Here is a 13,228-nt window from a genome sequence, read left to right on the forward strand (position 1 = left end):
AATATTCGATTCACACGGTGTTCGACATCACCGAGCCGCAGCTCGCCGGCGACTGGCGCGGCAGCTTCGGCCACAAGAACGTCGCCTCGCCGGTGATGACCATCCTGGTCTATGTTGGCATCTACCTGTCCGCGGTCGGCTCGTTCGTGATGGGGCCGGCGATCGCCGCGCTTGCCGGCATCTTCCTGATCTTCACCGGGGGCAAGACGTCGTCGGTGCTGTGCCTTGCAATCTACCTTTTGGCCTCGCTGGTCTACGTCACGCAGGGCCTGTGGCTGAAGCGGATCATCTGCTTCGTGCCGCTGATCTTGATGAACCTGCTGACGGTCGGCAGCGTCATGAGCCCGGCTCTCGGCGGCATCACGCGGATGCTTCCGCTCGATCCCACCTTCACCGGCCGCTCCGCGATCTGGGAGTTCGCCCTCGCAGCCGTCGCGGAAAAGCCGATCATCGGCCATGGTTACGCGGCCTTCTGGGACGACGTGTCCGCGCGCCAGACCGCGCAAGGCGCCGAATGGGCGACGACCGCGGCCCACAGCCATAACAGCTATCTCGACCTTGCGGTCACCATCGGTTTGCCAGGGCTGCTGCTGGTGATCCTCATCTTCGCGCTCGCGCCGCTCGGCAATTTCCAGTCGGCCCAGGCGCACAACCGCAGCGGCGCGCTGGCAAAGCTGTTCCTGACGATATGGCTGTTCGGCTTGTATTACGGTGCGACCGAGACGTTCCTGCTCGATCGGCAAAATCCAATCTGGTTCATGTTCGTGCTCGCAGTGGCCGGCCTGCATTTTCTGGCGAGGTTCCAGTGCGTCGAGGCAGCGGAACCGGCGCGCTGACAGCTTGTCGCAGCAGGCCGCCTTGGTGGCATCGGCTTAACGATAAGCAGCGACGCTGCTTGTGGTCTGCGACGAAACATAATCTATCTGGAAGCACTCAGTAACCGTATGTCACGCGGATGACATTCCTCAGCGTCGAGCAATCAGAAGGTCGGGTGTCGAGCTCGCCGGGAATCGCGGTCGATTTCCTGCGTGACTGGCGGCAGGCTGCTTTGCGGCTGAACGTGGGCCATCGCACCGCCTTCCAGCATGATTACTGGCTCGGTGCCTGGTACGCGGCATTCGACCATCTCGCACCGCTGATCGCTGTCATCTCCGATGCCGCGACCGGCAGGGACATCGCGCTGGTGCCGATGATCAGCCATGTCAGGCGCGGCATCCGCGTCGTCGAGTTCGCCGATCTCGGCGTCTCCGACAACAATGCGCCGATCCTGTCGCTCGACGCCGCTCTGGATGCGGTGGCGTTGCGCGCGATCGGCAAGGCGTTGATCCACGCAATGCGCGCCTTGCCCGATGGCTTCGATCTGCTGCGCCTGAGGAAGATGCCCGCCCAGATCGGCGGCAGGCCGAATCCGCTGATGTCGCTCGGCCGGACCGGATCGTCCTCGCTCAACGGCAACCTCGTGCTGCTCGGCGACGATTATGAAGCTTACCAAACCTCGATCAAGCGCATGCAGATGCCGCGCTGCTGGCGCGTCTTCACCCGCCATGCCGGCGCGCGGTTCGAGCTCGCCGCGGATGTCGCGCGTGCACACGAGCTGCTGGACGTGATGGATGTGCAGCAGCAGGCGCGCATGCAAAAGCTCGGCTCGCCGTTCGTCCTCAACGACGAGACCCATGCACGGTTCTATCGCGAGGTTGCCCGGCAAGGCATTGAGGATGGCTATGCCGTCGTTACGGCGCTGGTCTGCGACGAGGGCGTCATCGGCACGTCGTTCGGCATCAGGTTAGGCGCGACTTATTACTTGCTGCGGATCAGCCACGGAGGCGATGCATGGTCGAGCTGCTCTCCCGGGCTGCTCGTGATCGAGCGCACCATGGCGGCGCTGCATGCGCAGGGCGTGCGTCGTTTCGATCTCAGCATCGGCAACCAGGATTATAAGCGCCGCTTCGGCGCTACGCGGGTCCCGCTGACCGATGTCAGCGTCGCGCTGTCCTGGCGCGGTCTGCCATACGCATGGCGCGACCATGCGGCGCAGGGCCTGCGACGATATCCCAGGCTCGCTGCCATCGCCGCGCCCGTACTGCGCCGGATGCGCTGATACGTCACCGCGACAGGCCCGCACCGAAGGCCTCCAGCAGCGCGCGCCCTTGCGGCCAGTCGCCGAGCCTGCTCGACGCATTGATGTGACCGAGCGCGCCGAGCACGATGAGAGAGGACTGCCAGGCACTGGCTCGCTGCCGTGTAGCACTGATCTCGCCATAGGGGTCGTCCGTGCTGGCGATGACGAGCGAAGGGAAGGGTAGCGCGCGTTCCGGCACCGTCTTGAACGCGGCCGCCTCCATCGGAAAGCTGGCGCCATCGGGATCGGGCACCGCGACCAGAAACGCGCCGGCGATGCGGGATTGGAAGCGGGCGGCCCAATGCGCCACCAACAGGCAGGCGAGGCTGTGTGCGACCAGCACGGGCGGCTTCGTGCAGCTTCTGACCGCCCGCTCCAGCGATTGCTCCCAATCATCGAGGTCGGGCTGATCCCAGCTCGCAGGCTGAAACCGCAGGAAGCGCGCATCATTGCGCTCCCAGATCGTCTGCCAATGAGTCTCTCCGGAGCCGCCGAGGCCGGGCAGGGTGATGGTGTCGTGCATGGTCATCCCGTGATATCTGAGATGATGCAGTGTGACGCAGCGCGGTGCTGCATCACATGGCAAGTCATCGGTGGAATCGACCATCCGCCGTTGATCTAAAGGTGGAACGGAGAATTTTGTTGGATCGCTTCGGAAGCATCGACGCCAAGGATCTGAGGATCCTCGAGGCGCTGCAAGCCAATGCGCGCGTGCCGCTGTCCGAGCTCGGCCGCTCCGTCGGGCTGTCCCAGCCGGCGGTCTCCGAGCGCGTCAAGCGACTCGAGGAAGCTGGGATCATCGAAGGCTATGGCGCCCGCATCAATCCGCGCGCGCTAGGGCTCGGCCTGATGGCGCTTGTGCGCCTGCGCACCACGCATGAGCACATCAAGACCTGTCTCAAGCGGTTCAGCGAAATTCCCCACATCATCGAGGTCCATCGCGTGACGGGCGACGACTGCTTCGTGCTCAAGGTGCTCGTTTCGGCGCCGGAAGATCTCGAGACGATCGTGGACCGCATCGCCGGCTTTGGCGCCGTCACGACCTCGCTGGTGCTGCGAAGCGAGCCGGCGCGGCCGATCGGGCGCGACCTGGTCAGGAGGAAGGCCGAACGGGCCTGAGTGTCTGATGCCGCCGTTCAAACAAGGCGGCATTCCCGATCGGGAATGCCGCGATCGCATCAACCCTGTTGCTTAACCGCGCAGCTTCTTCGCGGTCTCCGCGATCTGGCGGCCCTGATAGCGCGCGCCGGCGAGCTCGTTGGCGCTGGGCTGGCGGCTGCCGTCGCCGCCGGTGATCGTGGTGGCGCCGTAGGGCGCGCCGCCGGTGACCTCGTCGAGCTTCATCTGCCCGGCGAAGCCGTAGTTCATGCCGACCACCACCATGCCGAAATGCAACAGGTTCGTGATGATCGAGAACAGCGTGGTCTCCTGGCCGCCATGCTGAGTCGCGGTCGACGTGAAGGCGCCACCGACCTTGCCGTGCAGCGCGCCCTTGGCCCAGAGCCCGCCGGCCTGGTCGAGGAAGTTCGCCATCTGCGAGGCCATGCGGCCGAAGCGGGTGCCGGTGCCGACGATGATCGCATCGTAATTGGCGAGATCCCCGATCTCAGCGATCGGAGCGGCCTGATCGACCTTGTAGTACGAGGCCTTCGCAACCTCGGCCGGCACCAGCTCCGGCACACGCTTGATGTCCACGGTGGCGCCCGCTTCCCGCGCGCCTTCGGCGACGGCATTGGCCATGGCTTCGATGTGGCCGTAGGCGGAATAATACAGGACGAGAACTTTGGTCATGGTGGTCTCCGTTGGCGATGAGTTTGACTAGATGTTGAGGTCGTCATGCCCGGGCTTGTCCCGGGCATCCACGTTCTTGCTTCCGTGCGGATGGGCGTGGATGGCCGGGACAAGCCCGGCCATGACGGAAGGAGCGGCGCCTACGCCGCATCGACGAGCACGATCTCGGAATCTTCCAGTGCGGTGATCGTCAGCCGGTCCTCGTCGCGGATCGCGGCGCCGTCGCGGGCGTTGACGCGTACGCCGTTGATCTCGACCGCGCCCGCTGCGGGCACGAGATAGAGATGACGCGACTTCTGCGGCGCGTATTCCGCGCTCTCGCCCGCCTTCAGCGTGGTGGCGAGCACCCGCGCGTCGGCGCGGATCGGCAGCGCATCAATGTCGCCTTCAATTCCGCTCGCGATGGTGACGAGCTTGCCGGAGCGGTCTGCCTTCGGGAACGGTTTTGAGCCCCAGGTCGGCTGACCGCCGCGCGCCGTCGGCTCGATCCAGATCTGGAAGATCCGCGTGTGGGTCGGTTCGAGATTGTACTCGGAGTGGCGGATGCCACTGCCGGCGCTCATCACCTGCACGTCGCCCGCTTCGGTACGTCCCTCGTTGCCGAGACTGTCCTGATGGGTGATCGCGCCTTCGCGCACATAGGTGATGATTTCCATGTTGGCGTGGGGATGGGCGGGAAAGCCGGTGTTCGGCGCGATCTCATCGTCGTTCCACACCCGCAAGGCGCCATGACCCATGTTGTCCGGGTCATAATGGCTGGCGAAGGAGAAATGGTGCTTGGCCTTGAGCCAGCCGTGATCGGCGCCGCCGAGCTTTGCGAAAGGTCTGAGTTCGATCATCTGCGTAATTTCCTTGACTTGAGCGGGTGGTGGCTCGGATCAGGCACCGAACCCGCCGTCGACATTGAGCACGGTGCCGGTGACGAAGGAGGCCTCGGGGCTGGCGAGGAAGACGATTCCGGCGGCAACTTCCTCGGGGCGGCCGAAGCGTTGCAGCGCGTGCTGCTTGCGCTGGGTCTCGGCGAACTCGCCGCCGTCCTTCGGATTCATGTCGGTGTGGATCGAGCCGGGCTGCACCACGTTCACGGTGATGCCGCGCGGGCCGAGGTCGCGCGCAGCGCCCTTGGTGTAGCCGACCACGGCGGCCTTGGTGGCAACGTAGTCGGCAAGGCCCGGGAATGAGGCGCGGTCAGCCAGCATCGAGCCGACGGTGACGATGCGGCCACCTTCACCCATCAATTGCGAGGCGGCGCGGATCGCCGCGATCACGCCGTGCACGTTGATGGCATCCTGACGGGCGAACGCTTCTGCGTCGGCCTTGGCATCGTCGATCGCACCGCCAGCAGCGACGCCGGCATTGTTGACGAGGATGTCGAGACGGCCGAACTCCTTTGCGACGTCGTACACGAGCTGCGTGACGTCTTTCGCCGAGGCCTGGTCGGCCCTGAAGGCGCGCGCCTTGACGCCCTTGGCCTTCAACTCGGCAACGACCGCTTCGGCCTTGTCAGGCGAGGCGACGTAGCTGATGGCGACGTCTGCCCCTTCATCGGCGAGCGCGCGGGCGGAAGCCGCGCCGATGCCGCGCGAGCCGCCGGTGACGAGGGCAACCTTGCCTGAGAGCTTCTTGGTCATTGGAATCTCCATTGCTGGAATTGCGATTGACCCTTGGATAAGCCTCCGTCTGTGGTATAGAAATAGAAACTGTTGAAACACATTGTTTCCTAATTTATCCCGATTGGATCGCCCGCCATGGCAAAACTCCCGGATTTCGAGGCGCTCGCGATTTTCGCAAAAGTCGTGGAGTTGCGGTCTTTTGCGGGGGCCGCAGGCGAACTCGCGATGTCCAAGGCGACCGTTTCCAAGGCGGTCACGCGGCTGGAGGAGCGGCTCGGGGCCCGGCTGTTCAATCGCACCTCGCGTCGGCTCGCCTTGACCGACGCCGGGCACAAGCTCGCCGAGCGCGCGACGCGCCTTTTGGTCGATGGCGAGGCCGCGGAGAACGAGGCGCTGGCCCAATCGGTGGCGCCTCGCGGGCTGGTCCGGCTCGCCGTGCCCATGACCTTCGGCATCAAGGCGGTGGCGCCGCTGCTGCCGGAATTCCTTCAGGCCTATCCGGAAGTCTCGGTCGATCTGCATCTGAGCGATGCGACCGTCGATCTGATCGGCGAGGGATTCGACATGGCGGTGCGGATCGCGCGGCTGCCGGACTCGTCACTGATCGCGCGGCAGCTCTTCACCATGCCGCGCTACACCGTGGCCGCGCCGTCCTACCTGAAGCAGCACGGGCGGCCGACGCATCCGATGCATCTGGCCGAGCACAAATGCTTCAGCTACGCCTACCTCTCGACGCCCAATGTCTGGCACTACACCAATTCGGCCGGCGAGCAGGCCAGCGTGCGCCCGGGCGGCCCGCTTCGCGTCAACAATGGCGAGGCGGTGATGCCGGCGCTGATCGCAGGCCTGGGCATCGCCGAGCTGCCCGAATTCATCGTCGGCGAGGCGATCTCGTCCGGCGCGGTCGAAGTGATCCTGAAGGATTGGAAGCAGGCCGAAGGCGCCGTGCATCTGGTGACGCCGCCTGGCGGCCCGCGCCCCGCTCGTGTCGAGGCGCTCGCGGATTTCCTCGCAGCGAAGCTGCCGGGCACCTGCAAGCGCCGGACGAAGAATGGTGCGAAGACTAGATAAAACTTGGTGGGCACGACGCGCGAAGAGCGCGCCTTTGTCCACCCTACGCGAACTCTCATTGCAGCCCGACTACGACACCTTCACGCCGTTGATCGAGACGATACGCAAGCTCGGTTTGATCGTCTCGTCCAGCTGCGCCTTCAATTCGTGAACGCGCGGGTCGTTCGATCGCTTCGCGCAAACCCCGTATTGATGGACGGATTGCGCCAAGGCGCGCCGCGCTTCCGGCGTGCGGTTCAATTCGGGCTTCGAAAGCCGCAAGACGATCGCCGCGAGATTCACCAGCATCTCGTCCAGCGCGACGTCGATGGTCGCCAGATTCCGCATCGCTCACTCTCCCTGTGAGGGCAACAGCGGGTCCAGATATGCGTTCCTGGCGAGGCCGAACATGGCTAACGCTTCGTAAACATCTTGTTCTTGCCGCTTGGCGCGTTAGGCTGAGAGCGAAACAAAGAACATCGGGGGAGGCTCCCATCATGGACCGACGCGATCTGTTGCGCGCCGCTGCCGCACTGCCGCTGTTGCGCGCTGCGTTACCCGACGAGGTCTTCGCCCAAACCTATCCGGCGCGCAACATCACCATGATCGTGCCCTTTCCCGCCGGCGGGCAGGCCGATCTTGCTGCGCGCCCAGTGGCACAGGCGCTGGAGCGGATCCTCGGCAAGCCCGTGATCGTCGACAACAGGGCAGGCGGTGGCGGCGGCTCGGTCGGCAATGCCGCGGCAGCGCGCGCCGAGCCTGATGGCTATACGCTGCTGATGACGTTGTCCTCGCTCGCGCTGCTCCCGGAGGCCGACCGGTTGTTCGATCGTCCCGTCGCCTACGAGGTCTCGCAGTTCATGCCGATCGCGCGCGTGCTCGCCGATCCGACACTGCTCGCGGTGCCGGCCTCGGCGCCCTGGAAGACGGCGCAGGACTTCGTCGAGGATGCCAAGGCGCGCCCGGGCCAGATCACTTACGGCTCGTCCGGCCCTTACGGCACGTTGCACGTGGCGATGGAGATGTTCGCAAACAGCGCCGGCATCAAGCTGCTCCACGTGCCATTTCGCGGTGCAGGTCCCGCGCTGACGGCGATCCTCAGCGGGACCGTGCAGGCGATCGCCGCCGCACCCGGCACGCTGAAGCCACAGGTCGACGACGGCAAGCTGCGGGTGCTCGGCAATTGCGGCGCGAAGCGCATCCCGAGCTTCCCCGACCTGCCGACCTTCCAGGAGCTCGGCTACAAGGACGTCGAGTTTTACATCTGGGCCGGGCTGTTCGCGCAGAGCGCACTGCCGGCGCCGATCGCGGCTCGGCTGCGCGAAGCGATGGCCGAAGCGATGAGAAGTCCCGATGTGCTGAAGGCCTTCGAGACCTCCGGCAGTCTCGTCGCCTATCAGGACGCCCCCGCATTCTCCGAGTTCGTCACGGCCGACAGCGCGCGGCTGATCGCGGCCGTGAAGAAGATCGGCAAGGTGGAGTAGGGCGGCACGATCTTCGGATGATCGTTCGGGTCAATCGGTTCCTGGCGCATTTTCACGTTTTGTTGTTGGTTCAGAACCTTCCCCTGCCTCATTGATTGAGGAGGTTTGGGCAGATCGGGAAGGATCAGGATATGCGAACAGAGCGGATTGCGCTGGGGGTGGCGCTTGCGATCGGCGGCATTGTCGCGCAGAGCGCGGCCTCGGCGCAAGAATACCGTGGCACGATGGAACAGCAGATGGCTTGCACACCCGATGTGTGGCGGCTGTGCAGCGACCAGATCCCGGACAGGAACCGCATCGTGGCTTGCTTGCAGCAGAACACCCTGCAGTTGTCGAGCGGGTGCCGTGCGGTGTTCCAGTCCAAGAATCAGGTGCAGCCGCAGCAGCCGGTGCCGCGCAACCGCATCGCGCCGCCACCGCGTTATAACAATGCGCCTCCGCCTCCGTACGCGCAGCCGCGGCCCTATTATGATGAGGACGACGATTAGCGCTGCCTGGCGCAAGGTACGCAGCGTAAGCGCCAGATGCGGTCGTACCGCTTCGTTCAGCGCTCCCCCTTGCTGTCCGACTCAGGTCGATGGCCAAGCGCCATCCGCAAGACAACACTGAAGAGAATGGCTGCGACTGGCCAATGGAACCAGATTTTATGCGCGCCAGTGAACAGATTGATTAGAATCAAAAAGCCCGACACCGTGAGGGCCGCTGCAACCGGGCGTGGCAGTTTCGCCAGCCAATCCGAGACGACACTCGTCCATGAGGATGGACCGTGCCCGTCGTCCATCCGCATAGCACCGGCTTCCTTCCGGCGAGCTGGGCTTTCGTTGACCGCGAAGCTCCCTCGGCCGGCGGCTTGGTCGCCCAAGGTCACCCGATAGCTGGTCAAGGGAGCAATGTTCTTCATGGGCCGCTGGCCGAGGCAGTCGAAGCCGACGGACAGTTTGTTGTGCACCTGATCGTAGACCGAGCTCGAGATGACGACGCCGCCGGGGTCAGCGAGTTCTTGCAGCCGCGACGCAATATTGACTCCGTCGCCATAGATGTCGGAGCCATCAACCATCACATCTCCGAGGTTGATGCCGATGCGAAATCGCATCGGGTTCACGCGAGAGGGGTCTGAATCCTGATTTGAGATCTCTTGCTGAATCTCGACCGCGCATTGCACGGCCTCGACGACGCTGGCGAACTCGGCGATCACGGCATCGCCCCACGTATTCACGATGCGGCCGTCGTGACGCTCGACCAATCCCGCAATGGCAGTGCGGTAGCGGCGGAGCGTCTCCAGCGTTCCCGCCTCGTCTGCTTCCATCAGGCGAGAATAGCCGTACACATCGGCGCACAGCACGGTTGTCAGCCGTCGTTTTACCTTATCGTCGGGCATGGTTCCTACATTAGCCTCCCGGACCGGCAAATGCATCAGGCATCCCGCAGCCGCCTTATGGTCTGATCTCGCAGACATCGACCCATTCGGCCGCGGTCAGCTCGGCCATCCGATCAGGCGTGATGCGCACCGCGCTGTGGGTCGAGCCTGCGGCCGGCACCACCACGTCGAAAGCTTTCAGCGAGACGTCGCAATAGATCGGCAGCGGTACCTTCAGCCCGAACGGGCAGACGCCGCCGACCTCGTGGCCGGTGATCTCGGCGACCTCCTCCAGGCCCAGCATCTTCGGCTTGCCGCCGAATTGCGCCTTCACCTTCTTGTTGTCCATGCGCGACGTGCCGCTCGCGACGATCAGGATCACCCGCTCGCCGATGCGCAAGGACAGCGTCTTGGCGATCCGGCCGGGCTCGACGCCATAGGCTTCGGCGGCCAGCGTCACGGTGGCGGAGCTGATCGGGGATTCGATGACTGATATGTCGGGGGCTTTTTCGGCGAAGAAATCGCGAACGGATTGAAGGCTCATTCCAAACAGCTCATTCCAGACTCGTGGGCAGGCGACGTGATGCAATCCCTCAAGCGATGCCTGGCAGCTCTGAAAGCGCGCGGATGCGATGATCCGGCGCGAAGCCGAGTTCGTCCATCTGGGTGCGGATCGCCCTGAACATCGTCAGCGGTGCCACGACTTCGTTCTCGACGCAAGCCAGCGCCATGGCTTCGGGCGTCACCCGTTCGATCCACGCCACAGTCAGCCCGAACGACTTCGCCCCCGCGGCGTCCCACGGATTGGAGGAGACGAACAGAACCTCGCTCGGCTGGGTGCCGAGCACCTCGCCGATCAGCTCATAAGCCTCAGGACTCGGCTTGAAGATCTTCTTCGCGTCCACGCTGATGGTGGCATCGAGCAGGGTGTCGAGGCCGGAGTTGCGCACGAGCGCATTGAGCATGTCCGGACTGCCGTTGGACAGGATGGCGAGCTTGCGCGGTTTCAAGGCGGCAAGCGCTGCGGTCGCGTCCGGATAGAGATCGAGCTGCAGATATTTCCCGATGACGCGCTCGAATGCGTCGTTCTCGTAAGCGAGCCCCAGCATGCGCAGCGTATAGGCGAGCGAGTCGCGGGTGACGGCGGCAAAATCCTGGTAGCGCCGCATCAGCGAGCGCAGCCAGGTGTATTCGAGCTGCTTGATGCGCCAGACCTGCGTGATGAGCTCGCCATAACCCGGGAACGCATCCTCGGTGATTTCGGCGACCGACTGGATGTCGTAGAGCGTCCCGTAGGCGTCGAAGACGACGGCTTTGATGCTCATTGGCTATCCTTCCATGCCGTTACGGTCACGATGACCTCGCTTGGGGGAATGGCCCTAATCGTCAGCTTACCAAACCCGTATCGAAAATCTGCCGATCCAAAGCGTGATCGGCGGGGTCTAATCGGGCGCAGCTTATTGATCGTTGATCAGGAATCAACAGGCAGCTCTGTTGTAGACTTGGTCACAGCCAAAACAATCTCGCTGGTGTAGGCCCGAACACCGGGGGCCACCTTTAACATGCGCCGTGCAAACTCTTGATAGTGCGCAACATCGCGGCTGCGGACCAGGAGGATGTAATCGGTATCGCCGGCGATCAGCATGCATTGCGACACACGCGGAGAAGCCATCATTCGCGCTTCGAACGTGTGCATCATCGCCTCGGTTGGTCCATCGAGCTTCAGGCGGACAACGGTAAGCAATGGATAACCCAATGCCTCAGCAGATAGCAGAGATACTGTGCGTTCGATGATCCCCGCGCTCCTCAGGCGGCGCACGCGCTTCAAGCAGGCCGGAGGCGACAGGCCGATTTCATCTGCCAAAACCTGGTTTGCGATCAATCCATCCTGCTGCAAAGCCTGCAGAATTCGTCTGTCGATCTCGTCGAGCACAAAATAGTGCGCTGCGTCCGGCTTTCGTTTTTGAAAGCCTTGTACCTTTTTTGGGGAGCTCGATTTCTTCATCCGAGTATTGTTAGGGCCATTAGGCACCAAAATCACTGAAAAAAAGAAATCTGCATCGTCGACCAATGGGCTAGCTTTGCGTCATGAATTCTCAGGCATTTCGACTCGAAAGATCGGCGCCGATGACGCCAAGCGGCGTTTCCGCGCGAGGTGTCGCCTGGATGCTGCTGCTCGCCGTGATGTGGGGGCTTTCGATCCCGGTTACCAAATATGGTCTTCAGTCGGTGCCTCCGCTGACGTTGACCGCAATGCGGTTTGCCATCGCGGTGCTGTTGCTCTTCGTATGCACGATCGGCAAGCCGACGCTCGCTTTGAAGGCGCTTCCTCGCGCGGCTGCCCTCGGCGTTTTGGGAATCGGCGTCGGCCAGGTCGCACAGGTTTTCGGCATCGAGGGCACGACCGCGTCCGTCGGAACGATCATTTCGGCAACCATTCCCATCTTTGTCGTCGTGTTCGCGGCTCTTCGACTGGGACAGCGTGTCACCGGCCGCCAGCAGCTTGGTCTACTGACTGCGTTCGCCGGCATCGGTCTGGTTGCGCTCGGACAAGATCAGGTGACGGGCTCGGTGGTTTCGTCTGGTGTGGTTGGCGCCTTCTGGATGCTGCTCTCGGCCGTCGCGATCGCGTTCTATTACGTCTGGAGCGTCGAACTTACGCGCGAGTATGATACCGCGGCCGTCGCGGCCTGGAGCACGCTCTTTGGGTTCCTTGCGCTGATGCCATGGTGCGCTTGGGAGCTGTCGCACAGCGATGTCCATCTCACGGGTGGGGTCGTTGCTGCAGCCGCCTACCTCGGGGTGGCGGTCAGTGTCGCAGGGCTGTTCCTCTGGCTGTACATCCTGAAGACAGTTTCAGCTCCGCTCGCGGCGAGCGTTCAGTATCTTCAGCCCGTGTTCGGCATTGCGGCGGCGGCTGTGATGTTCGGTGATGCGCTCGGGCTGCTTTTCGGCGCTGGTGTCGTCCTCATCCTCGTCGGTCTTGCCTTGGCGGTGGCCACCCGGCGCAAAGCCGAGGAAGCAGTGCCGCACGAATGAGCCTCATCGTCTTGAAGCTGATCCTGCCGCCGCTGCTCATCCTTGTCGCCTCCTTGGCCGGGCGTCGTTGGGGTGACGCCATCGGTGGGTGGCTCGTCGGTTTGCCGCTGACGTCAGGTCCGGTCGCCGCGTTCCTTGCCCTCCAGTACGGCGCGGACTTCGCCGCGGCGGCTACCAACGGGTCGTTGGTCGGCACTGCCGCTCAGGCCTGCTTCAGCCTCGGCTACGCACTTTTCGCTCGAAAGGGCTGCGTGATAGCTTTGCTGGTCGGAACCGCCACATATGCAGTCACCGGCTTCCTTGTTCAGCTCCTGCCGCTGGCGAACTGGAGCTTTTTTCTGATCGCTTTGGGCACGCTCACCGCAGCCGCGCGCCTCATTCCACATCACACGGCAATTCGCACCGTCGTCCCCGCACATTGGTGGGATCTACCTGCGCGGATGCTGATCGCAACGACTATTGTCCTGACTTTGACCGGGATTGCCACTTTCGTCGGTGCGAAAACGGCCGGTGTGTTGGCGAGCTTTCCCGTGTTCGGAACCATTTTGGCGATTTTCGCTCATCGCATCCGGGGTGCCGTCATGGCGACGCAGGTGTTGCGCGGCATGGTCCTGGCTCTCTACGGATTTGCTACGTTCTTCTTCATTCTTGGTCTGCTGTTGACGACCGTCGGCATCCTCCCTGCGTTCCTCGCGGCCATCGCCACCACGCTCTTGATCCAGATGGGCGCGCTGCGGCTGCAGGGTCGCTGGATATTCATGTCGGTTTAGGTATG

Annotated in this window: 17 protein-coding genes; 8 read left to right on the top strand and 9 right to left on the bottom strand. The window is 63.4% G+C overall.

All coding sequences use genetic code 11. The features are described from left to right. Both SE91_RS03260 and SE91_RS36835 read left to right on the top strand, forming a co-directional pair. Positions 1–836: O-antigen ligase family protein (locus SE91_RS03260; protein ID WP_197489415.1), on the top strand; the 836-nt coding region annotated here is incomplete at its 5' end. A 119-nt stretch (positions 837–955) separates the two neighbouring features. Beyond that, positions 956–2,098 (top strand): GNAT family N-acetyltransferase, encoded by a 1,143-nt coding sequence (locus tag SE91_RS36835; protein WP_061846567.1) that lies wholly within the window; start codon positions 956–958, stop codon positions 2,096–2,098. A gap of 4 nt (positions 2,099–2,102) precedes the next feature. Here the strand turns inward: SE91_RS36835 and SE91_RS03270 are convergent, their stop codons facing one another. Next, positions 2,103–2,642 carry an RBBP9/YdeN family alpha/beta hydrolase gene (locus SE91_RS03270; protein ID WP_061850910.1) on the bottom strand — a complete coding sequence of 180 codons (540 nt, stop codon included), beginning with the start codon at positions 2,640–2,642 and terminating at the stop codon, positions 2,103–2,105. A 119-nt stretch (positions 2,643–2,761) separates the two neighbouring features. Here SE91_RS03270 and SE91_RS03275 point away from each other — a divergent pair, with 119 nt between their 5' ends. Then, the gene (locus tag SE91_RS03275; RefSeq protein ID WP_061846568.1) at positions 2,762–3,238 is read left to right on the top strand and encodes an Lrp/AsnC family transcriptional regulator; all 477 of its coding nucleotides are present in this window, start codon (positions 2,762–2,764) and stop codon (positions 3,236–3,238) included. Positions 3,239–3,310: 72 nt separating this feature from the next. Here the strand turns inward: SE91_RS03275 and wrbA are convergent, their stop codons facing one another. From wrbA to SE91_RS03290, 3 genes are all read right to left on the bottom strand, one after another. After that, the gene (gene wrbA, locus SE91_RS03280; protein ID WP_061846569.1) at positions 3,311–3,910 is read right to left on the bottom strand and encodes an NAD(P)H:quinone oxidoreductase; all 600 of its coding nucleotides are present in this window, start codon (positions 3,908–3,910) and stop codon (positions 3,311–3,313) included. A gap of 140 nt (positions 3,911–4,050) precedes the next feature. Further along, positions 4,051–4,749, bottom strand: a complete 699-nt coding sequence (locus SE91_RS03285; protein WP_061846570.1) for a pirin family protein — start codon at positions 4,747–4,749, stop codon at positions 4,051–4,053. A 39-nt stretch (positions 4,750–4,788) separates the two neighbouring features. Then, the gene (locus SE91_RS03290; protein ID WP_061846571.1) at positions 4,789–5,541 is read right to left on the bottom strand and encodes an SDR family NAD(P)-dependent oxidoreductase; all 753 of its coding nucleotides are present in this window, start codon (positions 5,539–5,541) and stop codon (positions 4,789–4,791) included. Positions 5,542–5,658: 117 nt separating this feature from the next. Here SE91_RS03290 and SE91_RS03295 point away from each other — a divergent pair, with 117 nt between their 5' ends. Then, on the top strand, positions 5,659–6,594 hold the full coding sequence (locus SE91_RS03295; RefSeq protein ID WP_061846572.1) for a LysR family transcriptional regulator: 936 nt from the start codon (positions 5,659–5,661) through the stop codon (positions 6,592–6,594). Between the two features lie 69 nt (positions 6,595–6,663). Here the strand turns inward: SE91_RS03295 and SE91_RS03300 are convergent, their stop codons facing one another. Further along, a complete protein-coding gene (locus SE91_RS03300; protein WP_060734837.1) occupies positions 6,664–6,921 on the bottom strand; it encodes a hypothetical protein in 258 nt (85 codons plus the stop codon). A gap of 149 nt (positions 6,922–7,070) precedes the next feature. Here SE91_RS03300 and SE91_RS03305 point away from each other — a divergent pair, with 149 nt between their 5' ends. Further along, positions 7,071–8,057 (top strand): tripartite tricarboxylate transporter substrate binding protein, encoded by a 987-nt coding sequence (locus SE91_RS03305; protein ID WP_061846573.1) that lies wholly within the window; start codon positions 7,071–7,073, stop codon positions 8,055–8,057. A gap of 131 nt (positions 8,058–8,188) precedes the next feature. Further along, complete coding sequence (locus tag SE91_RS03310; protein WP_061846574.1) at positions 8,189–8,545, top strand: hypothetical protein; 357 nt, start codon at positions 8,189–8,191, stop codon at positions 8,543–8,545. A 56-nt stretch (positions 8,546–8,601) separates the two neighbouring features. Here SE91_RS03310 and SE91_RS03315 read toward each other — a convergent pair whose 3' ends face one another. The 4 genes from SE91_RS03315 to SE91_RS03330 form a co-directional block, all read right to left on the bottom strand. Then, a complete protein-coding gene (locus SE91_RS03315; protein ID WP_061846575.1) occupies positions 8,602–9,435 on the bottom strand; it encodes an adenylate/guanylate cyclase domain-containing protein in 834 nt (277 codons plus the stop codon). A 55-nt stretch (positions 9,436–9,490) separates the two neighbouring features. Continuing rightward, on the bottom strand, positions 9,491–9,958 hold the full coding sequence (locus SE91_RS03320; RefSeq protein ID WP_008544039.1) for a YbaK/EbsC family protein: 468 nt from the start codon (positions 9,956–9,958) through the stop codon (positions 9,491–9,493). 49 nt (positions 9,959–10,007) lie between these two features. Next, entirely contained in the window at positions 10,008–10,739 is a 732-nt protein-coding gene (locus SE91_RS03325) for a haloacid dehalogenase type II (protein ID WP_061846576.1), read from the bottom strand. A 146-nt stretch (positions 10,740–10,885) separates the two neighbouring features. Beyond that, on the bottom strand, positions 10,886–11,485 hold the full coding sequence (locus tag SE91_RS03330) for an Lrp/AsnC family transcriptional regulator (protein ID WP_156489433.1): 600 nt from the start codon (positions 11,483–11,485) through the stop codon (positions 10,886–10,888). A 56-nt stretch (positions 11,486–11,541) separates the two neighbouring features. Between SE91_RS03330 and SE91_RS03335 the strand changes: the two genes are divergently transcribed. Together SE91_RS03335 and SE91_RS03340 are read left to right on the top strand one after the other, a co-directional pair. Further along, complete coding sequence (locus SE91_RS03335; protein ID WP_283806216.1) at positions 11,542–12,453, top strand: DMT family transporter; 912 nt, start codon at positions 11,542–11,544, stop codon at positions 12,451–12,453. Then, positions 12,450–13,223, top strand: coding sequence for a hypothetical protein (locus tag SE91_RS03340; protein ID WP_061846578.1), 774 nt, complete (start codon positions 12,450–12,452; stop codon positions 13,221–13,223). The genes SE91_RS03335 and SE91_RS03340 overlap by 4 nt, the downstream gene beginning before the upstream one ends. Positions 13,224–13,228: the final 5 nt, after the last annotated feature.

Source organism: Bradyrhizobium sp. DOA1, from assembly GCF_001593325.1.
GTDB lineage: Bacteria > Pseudomonadota > Alphaproteobacteria > Rhizobiales > Xanthobacteraceae > Bradyrhizobium.

What these genes read in the sequence shown, in the direction of transcription:
- wrbA (WP_061846569.1), bottom strand. Translation starts at nt 3,910, where the DNA reads ATGACCAAAGTTCTCGTCCTGTATTATTCCGCCTACGGCCACATCGAA.
- SE91_RS03315 (WP_061846575.1), bottom strand. Translation starts at nt 9,435, where the DNA reads ATGCCCGACGATAAGGTAAAACGACGGCTGACAACCGTGCTGTGCGCC.
- SE91_RS36835 (WP_061846567.1), top strand. Translation starts at nt 956, where the DNA reads ATGACATTCCTCAGCGTCGAGCAATCAGAAGGTCGGGTGTCGAGCTCG.
- SE91_RS03335 (WP_283806216.1), top strand. Translation starts at nt 11,542, where the DNA reads ATGACGCCAAGCGGCGTTTCCGCGCGAGGTGTCGCCTGGATGCTGCTG.
- SE91_RS03300 (WP_060734837.1), bottom strand. Translation starts at nt 6,921, where the DNA reads ATGCGGAATCTGGCGACCATCGACGTCGCGCTGGACGAGATGCTGGTG.
- SE91_RS03325 (WP_061846576.1), bottom strand. Translation starts at nt 10,739, where the DNA reads ATGAGCATCAAAGCCGTCGTCTTCGACGCCTACGGGACGCTCTACGAC.
- SE91_RS03270 (WP_061850910.1), bottom strand. Translation starts at nt 2,642, where the DNA reads ATGCACGACACCATCACCCTGCCCGGCCTCGGCGGCTCCGGAGAGACT.
- SE91_RS03285 (WP_061846570.1), bottom strand. Translation starts at nt 4,749, where the DNA reads ATGATCGAACTCAGACCTTTCGCAAAGCTCGGCGGCGCCGATCACGGC.
- SE91_RS03305 (WP_061846573.1), top strand. Translation starts at nt 7,071, where the DNA reads ATGGACCGACGCGATCTGTTGCGCGCCGCTGCCGCACTGCCGCTGTTG.
- SE91_RS03320 (WP_008544039.1), bottom strand. Translation starts at nt 9,958, where the DNA reads ATGAGCCTTCAATCCGTTCGCGATTTCTTCGCCGAAAAAGCCCCCGAC.
- SE91_RS03310 (WP_061846574.1), top strand. Translation starts at nt 8,189, where the DNA reads ATGCGAACAGAGCGGATTGCGCTGGGGGTGGCGCTTGCGATCGGCGGC.
- SE91_RS03290 (WP_061846571.1), bottom strand. Translation starts at nt 5,541, where the DNA reads ATGACCAAGAAGCTCTCAGGCAAGGTTGCCCTCGTCACCGGCGGCTCG.
- SE91_RS03340 (WP_061846578.1), top strand. Translation starts at nt 12,450, where the DNA reads ATGAGCCTCATCGTCTTGAAGCTGATCCTGCCGCCGCTGCTCATCCTT.
- SE91_RS03295 (WP_061846572.1), top strand. Translation starts at nt 5,659, where the DNA reads ATGGCAAAACTCCCGGATTTCGAGGCGCTCGCGATTTTCGCAAAAGTC.